The sequence below is a fragment of the Thermoproteus uzoniensis 768-20 genome, assembly GCF_000193375.1.
Taxonomy (GTDB): Archaea; Thermoproteota; Thermoprotei; order Thermoproteales; family Thermoproteaceae; genus Thermoproteus; species Thermoproteus uzoniensis_A.
In genome coordinates, this window is sequence record NC_015315.1 from 964311 (window position 1) to 979927 (window position 15617).

Annotated in this window: 13 protein-coding genes, 2 tRNA genes and 1 pseudogene; 8 read left to right on the plus strand and 8 right to left on the minus strand. The window is 63.6% G+C overall.

The annotated features are described in order from the left end of the window. Positions 1-13 precede the first annotated feature (13 nt). Positions 14-1849, minus strand: coding sequence for a beta-propeller domain-containing protein (locus tag TUZN_RS05360; protein ID WP_013679936.1), 1836 nt, complete (start codon positions 1847-1849; stop codon positions 14-16). Between the two features lie 315 nt (positions 1850-2164). Between TUZN_RS05360 and TUZN_RS05365 the strand changes: the two genes are divergently transcribed. After that, complete coding sequence (locus TUZN_RS05365; RefSeq protein WP_013679937.1) at positions 2165-2650, plus strand: PaREP1 family protein; 486 nt, start codon at positions 2165-2167, stop codon at positions 2648-2650. A 260-nt stretch (positions 2651-2910) separates the two neighbouring features. On the opposite strand, the gene TUZN_RS05370 is transcribed toward TUZN_RS05365, so the two are convergent. Genes TUZN_RS05370 through TUZN_RS05380 form a run of 3 tightly spaced genes read right to left on the minus strand, consistent with a single transcriptional unit; the run spans position 2911 to position 4909 of the window. Next, positions 2911-3120 (minus strand): hypothetical protein, encoded by a 210-nt coding sequence (locus tag TUZN_RS05370; RefSeq protein WP_052886110.1) that lies wholly within the window; start codon positions 3118-3120, stop codon positions 2911-2913. A 41-nt stretch (positions 3121-3161) separates the two neighbouring features. Next, on the minus strand, positions 3162-4592 hold the full coding sequence (locus TUZN_RS11230; protein ID WP_013679939.1) for a hypothetical protein: 1431 nt from the start codon (positions 4590-4592) through the stop codon (positions 3162-3164). Then, positions 4589-4909: a hypothetical protein gene (locus TUZN_RS05380; RefSeq protein ID WP_013679940.1), complete on the minus strand. Its 321-nt coding sequence runs from the start codon at positions 4907-4909 to the stop codon at positions 4589-4591. The genes TUZN_RS11230 and TUZN_RS05380 overlap by 4 nt, the downstream gene beginning before the upstream one ends. A gap of 114 nt (positions 4910-5023) precedes the next feature. Between TUZN_RS05380 and TUZN_RS05385 the strand changes: the two genes are divergently transcribed. The 3 genes from TUZN_RS05385 to TUZN_RS05395 are packed head-to-tail and all read left to right on the plus strand — an operon-like array spanning position 5024 to position 9023. Further along, positions 5024-6400, plus strand: a complete 1377-nt coding sequence (locus TUZN_RS05385; protein ID WP_013679941.1) for a TldD/PmbA family protein — start codon at positions 5024-5026, stop codon at positions 6398-6400. Continuing rightward, entirely contained in the window at positions 6400-7680 is a 1281-nt protein-coding gene (locus TUZN_RS05390; protein WP_013679942.1) for a TldD/PmbA family protein, read from the plus strand. The genes TUZN_RS05385 and TUZN_RS05390 overlap by 1 nt, the downstream gene beginning before the upstream one ends. A gap of 41 nt (positions 7681-7721) precedes the next feature. Next, positions 7722-9023, plus strand: coding sequence for a TrpB-like pyridoxal phosphate-dependent enzyme (locus TUZN_RS05395; protein ID WP_013679943.1), 1302 nt, complete (start codon positions 7722-7724; stop codon positions 9021-9023). 42 nt (positions 9024-9065) lie between these two features. On the opposite strand, the gene TUZN_RS05400 is transcribed toward TUZN_RS05395, so the two are convergent. From TUZN_RS05400 to TUZN_RS05415, 4 genes are all read right to left on the minus strand, one after another. Beyond that, positions 9066-9509, minus strand: coding sequence for a helix-turn-helix domain-containing protein (locus TUZN_RS05400; RefSeq protein WP_013679944.1), 444 nt, complete (start codon positions 9507-9509; stop codon positions 9066-9068). Beyond that, positions 9506-10348: a KaiC domain-containing protein gene (locus tag TUZN_RS05405; RefSeq protein ID WP_052886112.1), complete on the minus strand. Its 843-nt coding sequence runs from the start codon at positions 10346-10348 to the stop codon at positions 9506-9508. Before TUZN_RS05405 ends, TUZN_RS05400 begins: the two co-directional genes overlap by 4 nt. Before the next feature lie 108 nt (positions 10349-10456). Further along, on the minus strand, positions 10457-10945 hold the full coding sequence (locus tag TUZN_RS05410; RefSeq protein WP_013679946.1) for a PaREP1 family protein: 489 nt from the start codon (positions 10943-10945) through the stop codon (positions 10457-10459). Positions 10946-11005: 60 nt separating this feature from the next. After that, positions 11006-11113, minus strand: a tRNA-Leu gene (locus TUZN_RS05415). Positions 11114-11189: 76 nt separating this feature from the next. Between TUZN_RS05415 and TUZN_RS05420 the strand changes: the two genes are divergently transcribed. From TUZN_RS05420 to gapN, 4 genes and pseudogenes are all read left to right on the plus strand, one after another. Continuing rightward, positions 11190-11285: transfer RNA gene (locus TUZN_RS05420), tRNA-Ser, on the plus strand. Between the two features lie 115 nt (positions 11286-11400). Then, on the plus strand, positions 11401-12276 hold the full coding sequence (locus tag TUZN_RS05425) for a hypothetical protein (RefSeq protein ID WP_013679947.1): 876 nt from the start codon (positions 11401-11403) through the stop codon (positions 12274-12276). A gap of 437 nt (positions 12277-12713) precedes the next feature. Next, a pseudogene (locus TUZN_RS05430) lies at positions 12714-14064 on the plus strand (aldehyde dehydrogenase family protein). Positions 14065-14109: 45 nt separating this feature from the next. Further along, positions 14110-15612, plus strand: coding sequence for an NADP-dependent glyceraldehyde-3-phosphate dehydrogenase (gene gapN, locus TUZN_RS05435; RefSeq protein ID WP_052886113.1), 1503 nt, complete (start codon positions 14110-14112; stop codon positions 15610-15612). The last annotated feature ends 5 nt before the right edge of the window (positions 15613-15617 follow it).

Consider the following 15617-nt stretch of genomic DNA (forward strand, 5'->3'; position numbering starts at 1 on the left):
TCCCCGACCCCGCTCAGCTATTTAGGCTTAACTCCCCCGTCTTTACGAAGCTGGAGTTGTAGGCGGCGATCTTCCCGAACTCCACAAGGTAGTAGACGTCTCCTATGTACAAGACTCTGAGAATCGGCGCATCTGCGACCACCACAGCCCTTACGTCCAGCCGCCCTCCCGTAACGGATAGGACCAACAAGAACGGCTTTGCCCCATCCACGGGCAGGAAGGCCAAGCCGTCTCTGTAGAGGAATGCGTGATAGTCGCCGAGGGCTGGGCTGTACGCGTTAGTCACCGTCACGTTCGAGGCTATATACGGCGAGGCGGGATCCGACACGTTGTAGAGCAGTATCTGGAGGCCGCCCCTGCCGTTGGAGCCGACGCCGAGAAGGAGGCCGGGGGCCACTGGGTGGAGGTAGCCGGTGAAGCCGGGCGCCTTCAGGTAGCCGAGCACGCGGGGCCTCGTCGGGTCCGAGAGATCCACTGCGAAGAGGGGATCCACGGCGCGGTACGTCACCACGTAGTAGACCCGGCCCACGAGCCTCCCGGCGCGCACAGCCTCGCCGGGAGCCAGCCCCGAGACGTTGGCGACGGGCTCCAGCGAGGGGCCCAAGACGTAGAGCGACGCGCCTCCCGTCGGCACGACCTCCACCGTCAAGATCGGCGGCGGGCACGTCGGCCGCCCGCCCTCGACGACGCCCCACTCGCGGCCGTTGACGTATATGGCCGAGTTGGGCATAACTATCATGGGGCAGAACACCGGCACCATCAAGACCTTCGCGACTGCCTCGGTCGCGGCTGCCACGAGGTATCCGCCCAGCCGCGCCACGGCGAATTGGTCCGTCAAGACGCCGGGTATTTGGCCGACGCCGGCGAGGCGTATCGAGAGGCCGTCGACCTCTAGGGCGTATACCGTCGTGTTGGCCTGCGCCGAGAAGCCGGAAAGGGCCTCTAAGGCCGAGGCGTCGAGGGACCTCAAGGCCTTGTAGAGGCCTACGTAGTCGCCCTCCGCGATATACCTCTCCAGCTCGTCCCGGACGTCCGGCGGCAGGAGGCCCTTCCTGGCCTCCACGGCCGAGGCCAAGACGCCCAACTTGTCGGGGCCTTGGAAGAGGTAGAGCTTATGTCCGTACATGTATATGCGGTAGATCTCGCCCGCGGCGAACGCCGAGTAGTTGATGCTGCCGCTCGACATGTCGACGGCCACGACGGCGACCTCGCCGGCCGGCTCAGACGCGGCGAACATGGGCAAGACGTCGAGGAGGGAGCCGTTGACGTAGTAGTGCGGCGTGAGGGGGGCGGAGACCACCACGTAGGCGTAGCCTCCCTCCAGCCTGGCGCCTAGAGGCGTCCCCTCTACGCTGAAGCTCGAGATCTGCCTAAGCCCCGCAGAGAGCAGGGAGATGTGGGTATATCCCCCTTCCTGCCATATGGCGAGCACGTTGCCGCCGTAGACCAAGAGCTGGCACGGGCCCCCGACGGCGTAGCTCCCCGCGATCTTGAGATCGGGCGAGACGAGGTAGAGGGCGCCACCCGTGCATATGTATATCCAGCGCCCGTCGGTCTTGACGAAGTCGCCCTCGTCTATGCCCTCCACCTGGACGTTGGTTTGCGAATACACGCCAGCCGCCGACGTGGCTTGGGCCTGGGTAACCGACACGAAGGGGGTCGCCAAGGGCGTCTGGCCGAACACATATGCGGAGCTGAATACAGATGCGACCTCGGTCAAGTTGACGTAGACTACGTGGGGGGTCGGCGCGATGGACGGCACGGTGGCCGTCTGAGTCGGCGGGGAGAAGACGGCGACGAGCGCGACGGCCGCCGCAAGGGCAATTCCCAGAAGTATGTACGGCTTCATGGCCGGGCCTCCTCCGGCGTTTTTAAACCAGATGTACTCCCAGTAGATCTCTATAGATAGACTCGACTATATGTTTGTAGTAGCGACGCTGAGGCGTACTTACATCGCCGCCAGCCCCCGCGTGGGGCTGGACCAGATAGTCGCAGGTCTGGGGAGACTTGCCGCGGGCTGGAGGGAGAGTTCGGCGAGGGGTTTCTCGAGCCTCTGCTCTTCGGCGACCTCGCCGGGGCGAGGAGCGGCGTGCGGCCGCACGTTCCGCACCTAGGGACCTCGAGGTGAGGTCCACCGTAAAAAGCCGCGCGGAGCGTAGCCCTTATGGATCTGGAGAGCGAGGTGATGAGGGCGCTTAAGGTTATATACCTGAAGCGGGGGATTTGCGTGCAGTCGGGAGCCGCGGTCAAGGAACTAATTGAAGACGCCGAGGCGTTCGCCCGAGCCGCAGAGGGGGAGTTCAGCGAGGCGGTGGGTAAAGGGGACAGGATCTTGATAAGAGACGCCGCCGAGAAGGCGTGGAACGCGGTTGTGCAGGCCACAAATGCGTTGATATTGGCGCTCGCGGGGAAGATGCCGATGAGCCACTACGAGAGGAGGGTGTTGTTGAGAGAGTTAGAGAAGAGATACCCCGTGGTTAAGGACCTAGGCTTAAGAGACAGATACATGGCTAGATATAAAATCTTGCACGGAGAGACTTTTTACGAAGGCATAGTAGATATCGAGGAGCTCAAAGTAGAGCTAGAAAAAGTCCGCCAATATGTAGAAGATGTGAAGAGGGTGGTGGGCGCCCACACGGCCGGCAACTAGCCTATATAGGCGGCGTTGAACCCACCTAATTTCTGCCCTCTAGCGTCTCGGGGACACGGGCCCGGGCCGGCCTTTCTGCGTTGAGAGAACCGACGATACTGCGGCGGTGAGCGCCACGACAAAGCCCCAACTGCGGGGCCGGGAGCTTCGACGTAATGGCCAAGGAGGCGCCGCGGAACTCTACCGCAGAGCCGGCGCGGGGCGGCCATCTAGATGGCGAGGGTCGCGGAGCCGTGAAGGCGTTTGTGTCGGCGTAAAGATCACGTAGGACACCTCTCCACCAGCTCCAACCTGCCGCCTGTCTGCCAAATCGCGCACTTGACGGAACACGGCATCTCCTTCCCCTTAGGCCAGACTAGGACGAGGGCTCCTCCCTCGCACCTCGCCGAGCAGGCGCCTGCCTTCAAGGCCGATCCGACGAGCGCCTCGTCGCAGGGTATCAGCATCGCTATACAGGCACAGTCGCCCACATCGACGCCGCGCTGCGGGGTAATAAGCGTATCGGACTTGCCTAACGGCGTCCGCGGCTAGGCCGCCTCCTCCCCCTACGCATTACGGCGAACGCGACGGCGGCAGAGGCGGCCGCGATCGCTACGGTCGCGTAGAGGAGGCCGTGGCCGGTTCCGGCCGACGCGTGGCGGGCCGTCGTGGTGAATGTCGGCGTGGGGACTGGTGAGGTCGTGGACTGCGTTGACGTCGCCGTCGTCGTGGGCGCGCTGGTCGCCGTTTGCGCGGCCGTCGCGTTGTATAGCAGATACGCCGCAGCTGTGGCGTTGCCGAGGGGGCCGGCCGCAGTTACGGCGAAGGTGTAGTTGCCGGGTCTCCGGAGGGTGTAGTTGAGCGCGCCGCTGGGCGCCACCTCCATAACCTCCAGCGGCTTGCCGTCGAGGTAGACGGCCAGATATACGGCCGTTATGTTGTACTCCTGGGGGTACGGCACGTCCCAAAACACGGAGGCCGTCCCGTTGAGGGCCTTGACGCCGACGGCGGGCTTCACGGGCGATATCGGCACGACGAACGCCCATATGGACTTGGCGTGGCCCTCCACCGACTCGGCCTCGACGTAGAGGTAGCCCCCGGCGCAGACCCCGCGGGCGACGGCCAGGCCGGGCACCTCCAAGTTCCTCAGCTGGACGGCCTCGCCCCTTATCAGATAGACGGCGAGACGGCCCGAGGAGCTCCAGGCCAAGGCGGCCGCGCCTCCGCACCCAGACGCCGGGGCGGCGGCGGAGGCCCAAGGCGCTGGGAGCGATCTGCCGCCGTACCTCAACACGCCGTTGGAGAAGACGTAGAGGCCTACGTCGGAGGCGCCAGCATACGCCGCCTCGAGCCTCTCGACTGTGCCGTTGGCCGCCAAGACGGCGTATGTGCCGTTGGAGAAGACGCCGACCGCCTCGCCCCGCCACGCCCCGTTGAGCGCCACGAGGCCGGGAAGGGCGGCCGACCTCAGCAAGGTGCCGTTGGGAGCAATGACGAGGAGCCTCGCCGTGGAGTATGTGGGGTCGTAGTAGGGCTCCCACACCGCGTATATCAGCTCGCCGTCGCTGGCGTAGGACAAGACGGCGCCGCTCTTCGTCAACGCGGTCGGCCTGCCCCACCCCGCGGGGCCCAGCGTGGACATGTAGAGGAGGGCGGCGCCGGGCGACGGCGAGTAGGTCCAGAGCATCGCCAGACCGCCGCGGGCGGCGAAGAGGTAGGGCGACGACGAGGGGCTCTGCGGAGGGCCTAGGATCTGGCCGTAGGAGGGCCCCAGGAGCGCGATCCCCGCAATCGCCGTGCCGTTGCTCCCCAACGCGGTGTAGAAGACGTAGGCCTGCCCTCCGTATGCGGCTATGGAGGAGCTGTAGAACGGGGGGAGGCCCGAGGCTATCTGCCCGCCCCAGAAGGCGGCCTCGGCGACTGCCGCCAGGAGGAGCAGAAACGCGATGGGGAGAGGCCTCATGTCGCCTCGCGGCCGGTCGCGGCGAAGTACATCTCGGCGAACTCCCGGCGATCCGGCGGCCTCCCGTTAGAGGCGAAGAAGTTCAGCAGAAGCCCCCTCAAGAGGTCCCACTCCTCCGGCACTATCGGGTAGGCGCCGAAGGGCGTCCTCAGCTCGCCGCCCCGCGCCTCTACCTCGAATCCGCCTATCCTGAGCCTGTCGTCGTCGACCACGAGCTCGAGCCCGAGAGAGGCCGCCTTGCGCCTCGCGTTGTCCAGCACTATCTGGGTCGAGTCCTCCCCAAACCGGTGTTTATCCCTCTGATCTATGACGGACACTCGCCGCTCCCTGCCCGGCCTAAAAAAGTTTACTCGTAGGGCCGTAGGGGTTTAAATAGGGACCGTTGGATAGCGCCGCGGGCAATAGTTAAAAGGGAGGTCGGCCCGTGGGGTATGGAGGAGCTGATGTCGAGGGCCGTCGACTACGGCCTATCTCTCGGCGCCAAGTACGTCGAGGTGAGGTGGCAGTTGGATCAGGGGAGGTGGGCCGGCTACCGCAACGGCCAGTTCGAGTTCTCGGGCTCCGCAAAGGCCTCCGGGTTCGCCGTGAGGGCAGTCGCCGGCGGCGGGCTCGGCTTCGCCGCCACGCCTAAGGCCGCCGCCGAGGATTTGCTGACGGCCGTCGAGAGGGCCGTCAAATTGGCCAAGGCGGCCGGCGCCATGAGGAGGAGGCCGGTCGAGCTCTCGGAGGAGAGGCTCGCCGTAGTTAGGTACGAGCTCCCGCCGATAGAGATCGACCTGGAGGGCTATCTGGCGGAGCTGGACGCCAAGGCCGACAAGAGGGTCTCCGTCAGGCGTTTCGTGGGCGGGGTCTGGACCACCGAGAAGTGGGTCGTCACGAGCGACGGCGCCAACGCCTACAGCAAGGTGCCCAGAGTCTTCGTCTTCGGGCTGTTGATAGGCCACGAGCCGTCCAAGGGGAGCCTCCAGAGAGACGTCTCCGCAGGGGGGACGTCGGCCAAGTCGCTGGAGGGGTTCGACGAGTTCGTGGCGGAGGAGTCCAGGAAGGTGGTTGAGCTGTTGGACAAGGCGAGGGCCGCGCCGCCGGGCAGATACGACTTGGTGTTCTCCCCCGAGATGGCCGGCATATTCGTCCACGAGTCGGTGGGTCACCCCTTCGAGCTCGACAGAATATTCGGCAGGGAGGGCGCAGAGGCCGGCGAGTCCTACGTCAAGCCCCAGAACCTCGCCGTCGAGGTCGGGAGCGGCTTTGTGAACGTTGTGGACGACCCAACGATACCCGGCACCTACGGGTTCTACCTCGTCGACGAGGAGGGAGTGCCCGCGAGGCCTAAGTGGCTCGTGCGAGGCGGCAAGGCCGCCGAGTTCATCACCAACAGACAGTACGCGGCCATCGTGGGGGTCCACAGCAACGCGGGGGCCAGGGCGTCTGCCTTCGACCGGGAGCCCATACCTAGGATGAGCAACACGTATCTGGTCCCCGGGGATTGGAAGCCCGAGGAGATAATAAGGGACACCAAGAGGGGGATATACGTGGCGTCCTACACCGAGTGGAACATCGACGACGTGAGGCAGGCGGGGAGGTACGGCTTCTTCGAGGCCTACATGATCGAGAACGGCGAGTTGAAGGAGCCCGTGAGGGGCTTCCTGGAGGTAGACACGAAGGAGCTCTGGAGCAACGTGGACGCCGTCGGGAAGGACTTCAAGCTCTACGTCGGCACGTGCGGCAAGGGCAACCCGCCCCAGGGAGTGCCCGTCACCATGGGCGGCCCGACTTTCAGAAGCAGAAACCTCCTGGTGTTGCCATGATGCTCAGGCTGGTCGAGAGGCTGGTCGACGAGGCGGCCCTCGTCAAGGTTGGGGCCGAACACTATATGGTGAGGTTCGCCAACGACGAGATCACGGCCTTCAAGACATGGACCGCCGAGGAGGTCAGCCTCTATCTAGCCAAGGACGGGCGGACCACCTCGGTATCCTTCACGGGGGAGCCGGACCTCAAGGCGCTGGACGAGGCCCTCAAGAAGCTCCCCAAGTTGCCCCAGGACCCGCTGTACGTGAGGCTGAGGGCCAACCCGCCGGCGCCTAGAGAGGAGAGGGAGGAGGACTTCGAGAAGCTCGCCGACGCCGTCGCTGAGGCGATAGCCGGGGCTACAGGCGCCGAGAGGAATGCCGGGGCCGCCTTGCTGACCTACGTGAGATTCGAGTACGAGGATACCTACGGCAAGTCGGGCAGATACGCGGCGAACAGAGCCTATCTGACCATAAGGAGCTTCAGGGGAGATCTCTCCGCCACGGCCGCCACGGCGGCTAGGAGGATACAGGAGCTGAGGCCGAGGGAGGCCGGCGCCGCAAACGCCGAGTTGCTCGAGCTCGCCAAGGGGTTGCCGGTACGGGACGTTGAGCCCGGCCGGTACAGGCTGTTGCTCTCACCCCTAGTGTTCGGCCACTTGATGGGGGAGGTGGCCTCCATGTGGCTGACGGGGCTAAACGTGATATCCGGCTCCTCGCGCTACGGCCCGAACGACGTGGGCTCGGCGGCGGCCTCCGAGAGGCTGACCCTCGCAGACGTGACGGCGGACGAGGGCGTGTACGGGTTCGCGCCCCTCGACTACGAAGGCAACGCGGCCAAACGCGTCGAGCTGATAAGGCGCGGCGTCTTGGCCGGCTTCCTCCACAACAACAAGACCGCGGCCAAGCTGGGCGTCGAGACCACCGGACACGCGTTGAGGGGCTGGTTCGCGCCGGCGCCCGGCCACATATCGGTTGCGCCGGGCGATGGGGCGAGGGATCTGCAGGGCCTTCTGGCGGAGCTCGGCGACGGCTACTACCTCCACAACAACTGGTACACGCGCTACCAGAACATCAAGACGGGCCAGTTCTCGACCGTCGGGAGGGACGTAGCGCTGGCGGTGAAGGGAGGGAGGCCAGTCGCCGTCGTGAGGCGCATGAGGATCGCCGACACGTTGGAGGCTGTCATGAAGGGCATCGAGGCGCTGTCCTCGAGCGCGGCCCAAGTCTATTGGTGGGATATGCCGGTCCCCGCGACGGTCCCGTACGCGCTGGTCGCCGACGTCGGCGTGGTCAAGTAGGCCGCGGGGCAAGCTATAAATAGAATCTTTTTCCGAGAGTTATGCCGGAGAAGTTGAGGGTGGATCTACCTCCCGAGGAGGTGCCCCAATACTGGTACAACATACTCGCCGACTTGCCCGAGCCGCTCCCGCCGCCTCAAGACCCCGACAACGGCAAGAGGCTGGAGCTCTTGAAACAGGTCGTGCCCTCCGAGCCCTTGAGGCTGGAGTTCTCGACCGAGAGGTATATCAAGATCCCCGAAGAGGTCAGGGAGAGGTACTTACAGGTGGGCAGACCCACGCCCCTCATAAGGGCCAAGAGGCTTGAGGAGTACCTCGACGCCCCCGTCAAGATATACCTCAAGATGGAGGGCTACACGTACACGGGGAGCCACAAGATCAACTCTGCCCTCGCCTGGGTCCACTACGCGTTGAGGGACGGGGCGAAGTTCGTCACCACCGAGACCGGCGCGGGGCAGTGGGGATCCGCCGTGGCTCTCGCCGCCGCCCTCTTCAAGACCAAGGCCCACGTCTTCATGGTCAAGGCGTCCTACTACGCCAAGCCGTTGAGGAGGTACTTAATGCAGATGTACGGCGCCGAGGTCCATCCAAGCCCCAGCGAGCTCACGGAATACGGCAGGAGGCTGCTCAGGGAGAACCCCGACCACCCGGGCTCGCTCGGAGTCGCCATAACCGAGGCCGCTGAGTACGCCTTGAGGCACGGAGGGAAGTACGTCGTCGGCAGCGTGATAAACGCCGACATACTCTTCAAGACGGTGGCCGGCCTCGAGGCCAAGAAACAGCTCGAGCTAATCGGCGAGGAGCCCGACGTGTTCATAGGAGTAGTCGGCGGGGGGTCCAACTGGGGAGGCGCCTTCTATCCCTTCATAGGCGACGAGCTGAGGGCGGGGAAGGTCAGGAGGAGGTATATAGCTGTGGGGGCCCTCGAGGTGCCCAAGGTGACCAAGGGGGTCTACAAATACGACGACCCCGACTCCGGCCGTCTACTGCCCCAGCTCAAGATGTACACCATAGGCGCCGACTTCGTGCCCCCGCCCATATACGCCGGAGGGCTGAGGTACCACGGCGTCGCGCCCACTCTGTCGTACTTGATGTACAAGGGGTGGGTCGAGGGCAGGGACTACGACCAGGAGACCGTCTTCAGAATGGCCCAGATATTCGCCCAGCTGGAGGGCTACGTCCCGGCGCCCGAGACGGCCCACGTCCTGCCGGCCATAAAGGAGGTAGCCGACGAGGCCAAGAGGACGGGGGAGAGGAAAGTCATACTCGTCAGCTTCAGCGGACACGGCCTTCTGGACCTCGCCAACTTCGCCGACGTGCTGGGCTTCGCGAAGGGGCAGTGAGGGGGGCCGGCGCGTCCGCGCGCCTTGGCCGATGGAGTTGGGCTAGGGCCTCAGCAAGCCCAATATCTCGCCCAACGCCTTCTTGACCCTCTCCAGCTTAGACCTAAGCTCCTCCACCTGTCCCGCGCAGTCGGGAACTCCGCCGAGCTCGGGCGGGAGCTCCGGCTTGAATCCCTCCCTAGCCAGCCTCTCGTAGACTTTGGCCACCAGCTGGCCGGCCTTGGTCTCGCCTCTCAAATGCCGTCTGACCGTCGCCTCAGTGACGCCGAGCTCCTCGGCGATTCTGGAGACGGGCACGCCCGCCCTCTCCCTGGCGAGGGCCGCCGCCGCGGTGTACAACGAGTCCACCCAGGTGACGCGCTCCGCCGGGTTCTTCATGGCCTCCAGAGCCTCTCTGTCGAGTAGAGCCATGACGAGGAGCGCCGACTCCAGCCTGCGTATCTCCTCTCTCCCTACGGGCTTGAGGGGCACGTCGAGCGACGTCATTCTTCCTCCTCCACCTCTATCCTCTTGGCCGGCCCCTCGGCCTCCTCGACGGCCTTCCTCATGGCGTCTACCTCCTCCTTGGGGAGGCTCTCTATCTTGACCGCGGCGCCCGCCAGCCTTATGTATTTATCCCAATAGATCTCGATCCCGCTGTCCTTTATGTCCATGGGGTGGCGCACCATGGAGTGCTTGGTGTCGCGCATCTTCCAGACTATGACGGAGCGGTACAGCTTCCCGTCAACCTCGTCGAGGTCCAGCCTTATAATTCCATCGACGGCGTGCTCCACGCCGGGCCCTCCGAAGCCCCTCTCGCCCACCGACACTTGCGACACGAAAAACGCCGTGGAGCCGAGACCTGCGATGACTCTCTTCAGCGCCATTATGGTGCCTCTCGCCGTTGCGGGCTTGGTCAGATACAGCGTCGAGACCGAGTCGACCACGACGCGCCTAGCGCCGAGGTCCTTTATGGCCTGCCTCAAGACGTCGCCCAGCTCGTGCACGTCGTCCACCTGCTTGACCACGTACCTCTCGCGCTGGGCCGCCGCGCCCACGCCGCCGGTGAAGGCGTCCACCACGGCGAACTTCCCCTCCCGCTCGTACTGCGAGACGTCCCAGCCGAAGTGCTTAAAGCTACGGCGCACGGCGACCGGGTGCTCCTCCAACGCCACGAACACGCCGGGCTCGCCCCTCTTGAGGCCGTTGAAGAGGAACTGCTTCCCCAATATCGACTTCCCGGTGCCGGGCCCTCCGCTGAGCAGGACGATGCTCCTCTCGGGCACCCCGCCGTAGAGGATCTCGTCGAGGCCCGGCACGTAGGTCCTAACCCTAGGCACCGCCACGGCCCTACCCAATGAAGCGATAAAAAACCTTACCGCCGACGAAGGCCGGCGATCGTGCCCCTCAGCCAGACGGCGCCTCGATCCGCAGATGCGGAGACCGAGGTAGCCCTATCCCTCTAGCTTCGACACTAGCTCAAGCACGGCGTTTGCCAGCCTCTTGACGTCGGCCTCGACGAGCTCGAGGGAGGGGTATCTGCTGAAGGTGCCGGACTTGTCCAGCCCGTTGTATTGGAACTCGTGGAGGTTCAGCGCGACGTTGGTGAGGTCGGCCAGCTTCAGCCCAGACGCCTCCTCCAAGACGGCGGCGGCCGCGAGCATGTAGCCCGTCGGCATGAAAGCCGCTATGAAGTCGGCGAGCCGCACCCTTCTGCCCTCTCTAGTCGTCCTCGTGCCCCTGAACCGCTCCGCGAGAAGGCCGACGTGATCCACAGCGACGGCCGCCAGAAACGCCTTCCAAGCCTGAAAGGCCTTGCCCGCCGCGTTTCTGTATAGGCCTTGCTCCAAGAACCTCAAGGCGAGCTCGGCCTCGTATTTGGCCTCCAGAAGTCTCCCCCTCCTATACCCGCCGGGATCCCTCCAAGGCTTCGAGAGCTCCAATGAAATTACTAGGGACCATATTAAAAGAGATCGCGGGCGCCGTCCGTATGGTAAGAGCTGTGGTGCGGGGGGTGGGATTCGAACCCACGCAGGCCTACGCCACAGGGTCTTAAGCCTGGCACGGGGCCTGCCCGTCCTGCCCCTTTGACCTGGCTCGGGCACCCCCGCCGTATCTACCAACGCGGAGGCTTAAAAAGCTTTACCGGCGGCGGAAAGGTTAAATATTTCGGCCTAGGGGGATCCGGCCGGGGTGGCCGAGCGGCCCAAGGCGCGGGACTTGAGGCCTTGCAGGAAATCCCGTCCCCGCGAGGGGGCGTGGGTTCAAATCCCACCCCCGGCGTTTCTCAATGTCGGCCGCCTATGCCGTCGCCGCGAATCCGCTCCCAATTCTGTGACAGACGTAGGGGCCTTAGGGGGCTGGCAGACATATATTAATAAAGGATCACTCTAGTTACGTGGCTCTCTCCGCTGAGGAGAAGCGTAGGTTTCTTAGGGCTTTGGAGGAGGATGAGGAGTTTCGCCTAGCTGTGGCCGGCCTTCTGGGCCTTGACGAGATTTTGAAAGAGCTCAGACGCCTCCGGGAAGACTTCACGACCTTTGTAAAGGCAGAAGAAGAACGCTGGAAGGAAAACGAGAAGAGGTGGGAAGAGAATTGGAAGAGGTGGGAAGAAAACAACAAGAGATGGGAGGAGAATTGGAAGAGGTGGGAGGAAAACGAGCGTAGGTGGGAGGAGAACAACAGAAGGTGGGAAGAGAATTGGAAGAGGTGGGAGGAAAACGAGAGACGTTGGCGCGAGTGGTTCGAGACGTGGAAGAAGTTCCTTGAGGAGAACGAACGCCGTTGGCAAGAAAACGAGAAGAGGTGGCAGGAAAACTGGCGCAGGTGGGAAGAGAACGAGAAGAGGTGGGAAGAGCAGTTCAAGTTCAACAACTGGCTTAGGTCTGCGTTGTTGGAGATCCGGGACGCCCTTGGGGGAGGCTTCGAGTACTTCGCCGCTAGGGTCGTCGAGAGGCTTTTGAGGGAGAGAGGCGTGGAGTGTAGCGTGAGGGTCAACGTGACGCTTCCTGTCGACGGCTTTAAGGAGGTGGACCTCTTCTGCCCCCAGCCGCTTGTCGTGGGTGAGGTGTCGGTCGCCGTGAGGAGCGTCGAGGAGGCGGAGGGCCTTCTGGAGCAGTTGAGGCGCTCTGTGGAGGCCGCAGAGAGGTTCGTCGGGTCTAGGACGTACCTCAAGGTAATCGCCGTGGAGTTCGCCCCGAAGGACGCCGCCGAGCATCTGAGAAAGAGGGCCGAGGAGGAAGGGATATACCTAATATCGGGAAGGGAATATTAGATACTTCTCCGGGCGGGCCGCGGATCGTCCGGGACTTCTCCGCGGAGGAGCTACCGGAGGGCTGGCGCCGTCCCTTTATTGGGTGTGCTTGAGAGGGAGATATCGCCCTACTGCCCTCGGGAGCGGGCCGCCGCAGGGCCCAGAGGCGCGCCCCTGCCTATGAATTACGGCAGCAAGCGCCTTCGCCGGCCCGAAATTTTAGTTTTGGAGTCGGCATCGCCTTCAGCCGCGGCGGCACGCAGACAGCGCTATACATCTGGCGACGCGGTCTATTCCCTCGATCAATATAAAGCGAGAAGTTCGGCGTATTTTTCGGCGTATTTCTTCAGCGTCTCTTTACTATAATCTAATATATTCTTAATATTTATAAATTTCTCTCTCTAGATATTCCGAAATGTATACAGAAAACTTTATAAGGTGGAGATTCCGATAGGCCTATGTCGGGCAAGGTGACCTACGTTTCGGTCCTGGCCGACGAGTCTATCCACCCGGCGTACGAGAAGGCCCTCTCGGAGGTCGAGGAGCTTCTGGGGAGGGAGTGGCCTATCTATATCGGCGGGAGGGAGGTCTACACAACCGGCAAGTTCGAGAAGAGGAGCCCGATCGACGTCTCGATAAGGCTGGGCGTATTCCAGAGGGGCGCCGAGCTGATACGCAAGATGGACGGCTACAGACTGCCTATGTCGTCCCCGAACCCCAACGAGAGGCCTCTCAGCGTCTTGAGGCCCTACGGGGCCTGGTTCGTAATATCTCCCTTCAATTTCCCCATTGCGTTGGCCAAGGGCATGCTCACGGGCGTCCTCCTCATGGGGAACACCGCGGTCTGGAAGCCGACCAGCGAGGCGCCCTTCACGGCGACGCTTGTCTACCAGCTCGCCGTGGAGGCCGGCGTGCCGCCCGGCGTGTTGAACTTGGTCACGGGCCCCGGCGACGCCGTAGAGGACGTGGCCACCGGCGACCCCAGAGTGGCCGGCATAGCCTTTACGGGGTCGAGAGACGTCGGCATGAGGCTGTACCGCCTCTTCACCCAGAGGCAGCCGTGGCCCAAGCCCATAGTGCTGGAGATGGGCTCGAAGAACCCCACAATAGTCACCGCGAAGGCGGATCTGGACAAGGCGGCGGAGGGCGTGGTGAGGGCGGCCTTCGGCTTCGGCGGCCAGAAATGTTCGGCCACCAGCAGACTCTACGTGCAGAGGGAGGTATACGACAAATTCGTGGAGAGGCTCGTCGAGAAGACGAAGGAGATTGTCAAGATAGGCGATCCCAGGAGGCGCGAGGTGTTCCTGGGCCCCGTCATAAACAGATCGGCCAGGGAAAACTACAAGCGGTATGTGGCCGACGCGCTGTCGGCGGGCGGCAGGCTGAGGTACGGCGGGAGGGCGCTCGAGGACGGCGAGTTCTCCAAGGGCTTCTACGTGGAGCCTGCCATAATAGAGGGCGTCGCCCCCGACAGCTATCTCTGGAAGACTGAGCTGTTCCTGCCCATACTCCTCGTGGATAGGTTCGACACGCTCGACGAGGCTCTGAGGAAGGCCAACGACACAGAGTACGGCCTTACGGCCGGCATATTCTCGGAGGACTCCAACGAGGTGGAGTACTTCTTCGAACATATAGAGTTCGGCGTGGTCTACGCCAACAGGGGGGGGGGGGGGCGCCACGACAGGCGCGTGGCCGGGCGCCCAGCCCTTCACCGGCTGGAAGGCGTCGGGGGCTACCGGCAGAGGCGTCAACGGAGTATACTACCTCCTCAACTTTGCAAGGGAGCAGGCGAGGACGGTCGTCTACTGAAGCGCCGGCCGAAAAAGGTTAAATATCATATTTTTGATATCACTCATGGTCGAGCTCAAGTTAAAGCACTTCGGCGAGGCCGGGCCGGGAGGCCTCCCGAGATTTAAGGCGCCTGTGGCCGGCAGATGGGTCGAGGGCGTCTGGGTCCCCGTCAAGTCGCCGATAGACCTCTCCCCCTACGTCGAGGTGGCGAGGCCCTCCGGCGAGGCCGTCGAGGAGGCCCTGCGCGCGGCCTACGAGAGGGGGCGTTGGGCCGTCAGAGATATGCCGGGCGAGAGGAGGCTCGCCGTCTTCAACAAAATGGCCGACCTCCTGGAGCGGTATCGGGACGACTTTGTCGAGGCGCTGGTGGTGGGGAACGGGAAGACGCGGCCGGCGGCCAACGGAGAGGTCTCGGCCTCTATAGAGAGGCTCAGGAGGGCGGATCTCGACGTGCGGAAGCTCTACGGCGAGTACGTCCCGGGCGATTGGTCCTCCGAGAGCCTCGAGGCAGAGGCGATCGTCAAGCGGGAGCCTCTTGGGGTAGTCCTCGCGATCACTCCGTTCAACTACCCGCTCTTCGACGTGGTGAACAAGTTCGTGTACTCGGCCGTAGCCGGCAACGCCGTTCTGGTGAAGCCCGCCTCCTCCACGCCTCTCCCGGCGCTCATGTTCGCCAAGGTGGCCGAGGAGGCCGGGTTCCCCATGGAGGCGTTCTCGGTCCTGCCCATACCCGGTAAGGCCGCGGAGGAGCTGGCCAAGGACAGGAGGATAGCCGTCATCTCGCTGACCGGGAGCACGGAGACGGGCGAGAGGCTGATGAGGGCGGCCGGGATCAAGTCCTACATAATGGAGCTCGGCGGCGGCGACCCGGCGATAGTCCTCGACGACGCCGACCCCGCCTTCGCCGCAGACAGGATCGCGACGGGCATAATAAGCTACGCGGGCCAGAGGTGCGACTCCATAAAGCTGATCCTCGCCGAGCCGAAGATCTATGGGGAGTTGAAGGACCGGCTGGCCGAGAGGCTCAACGCAGTCAAGGTGGGGGACCCGAGGGATCCCGACGTCCAGATGGGCCCGCTAATCGACGTGGAGACGGCCGAGGAGTTCGAGAGGGCCGTGAAGGACGCCGTAGAGAAAGGCGGCGTCGTGCTCGCCGGCGGCAGGCGCAGGGACAACTACATCTGGCCTACGTTGATCGAGGCGCCGGCCGAGAGGCTGAGGGACATGTACCTCTACAACCACGAGGTCTTCGCAGCAGTCGCCTTGATAGCCGAAGTGAGGGACGTGGACCACGCCATAGCTCTCGCCAACGGGCGTAGGTACGGCCTCGACGCGGCGATATTCGGGAACGACATCGTCAAGATAAGGAAGGCCATAAGGCTCCTCGAGGTGGGCAATATCTACGTCAACGACTACCCGAGACACGGCATCGGCTACTTCCCGTTCGGCGGCAGGAAGGACTCCGGAATTGGGAGGGAGGGGATAGGGTACCCCATAGAGTACGTCACGGCCTACAAGACTGTGGTGTACAACTATAGGGGGAGGGGCGTCTGGGAATACCTGTAGTTTTT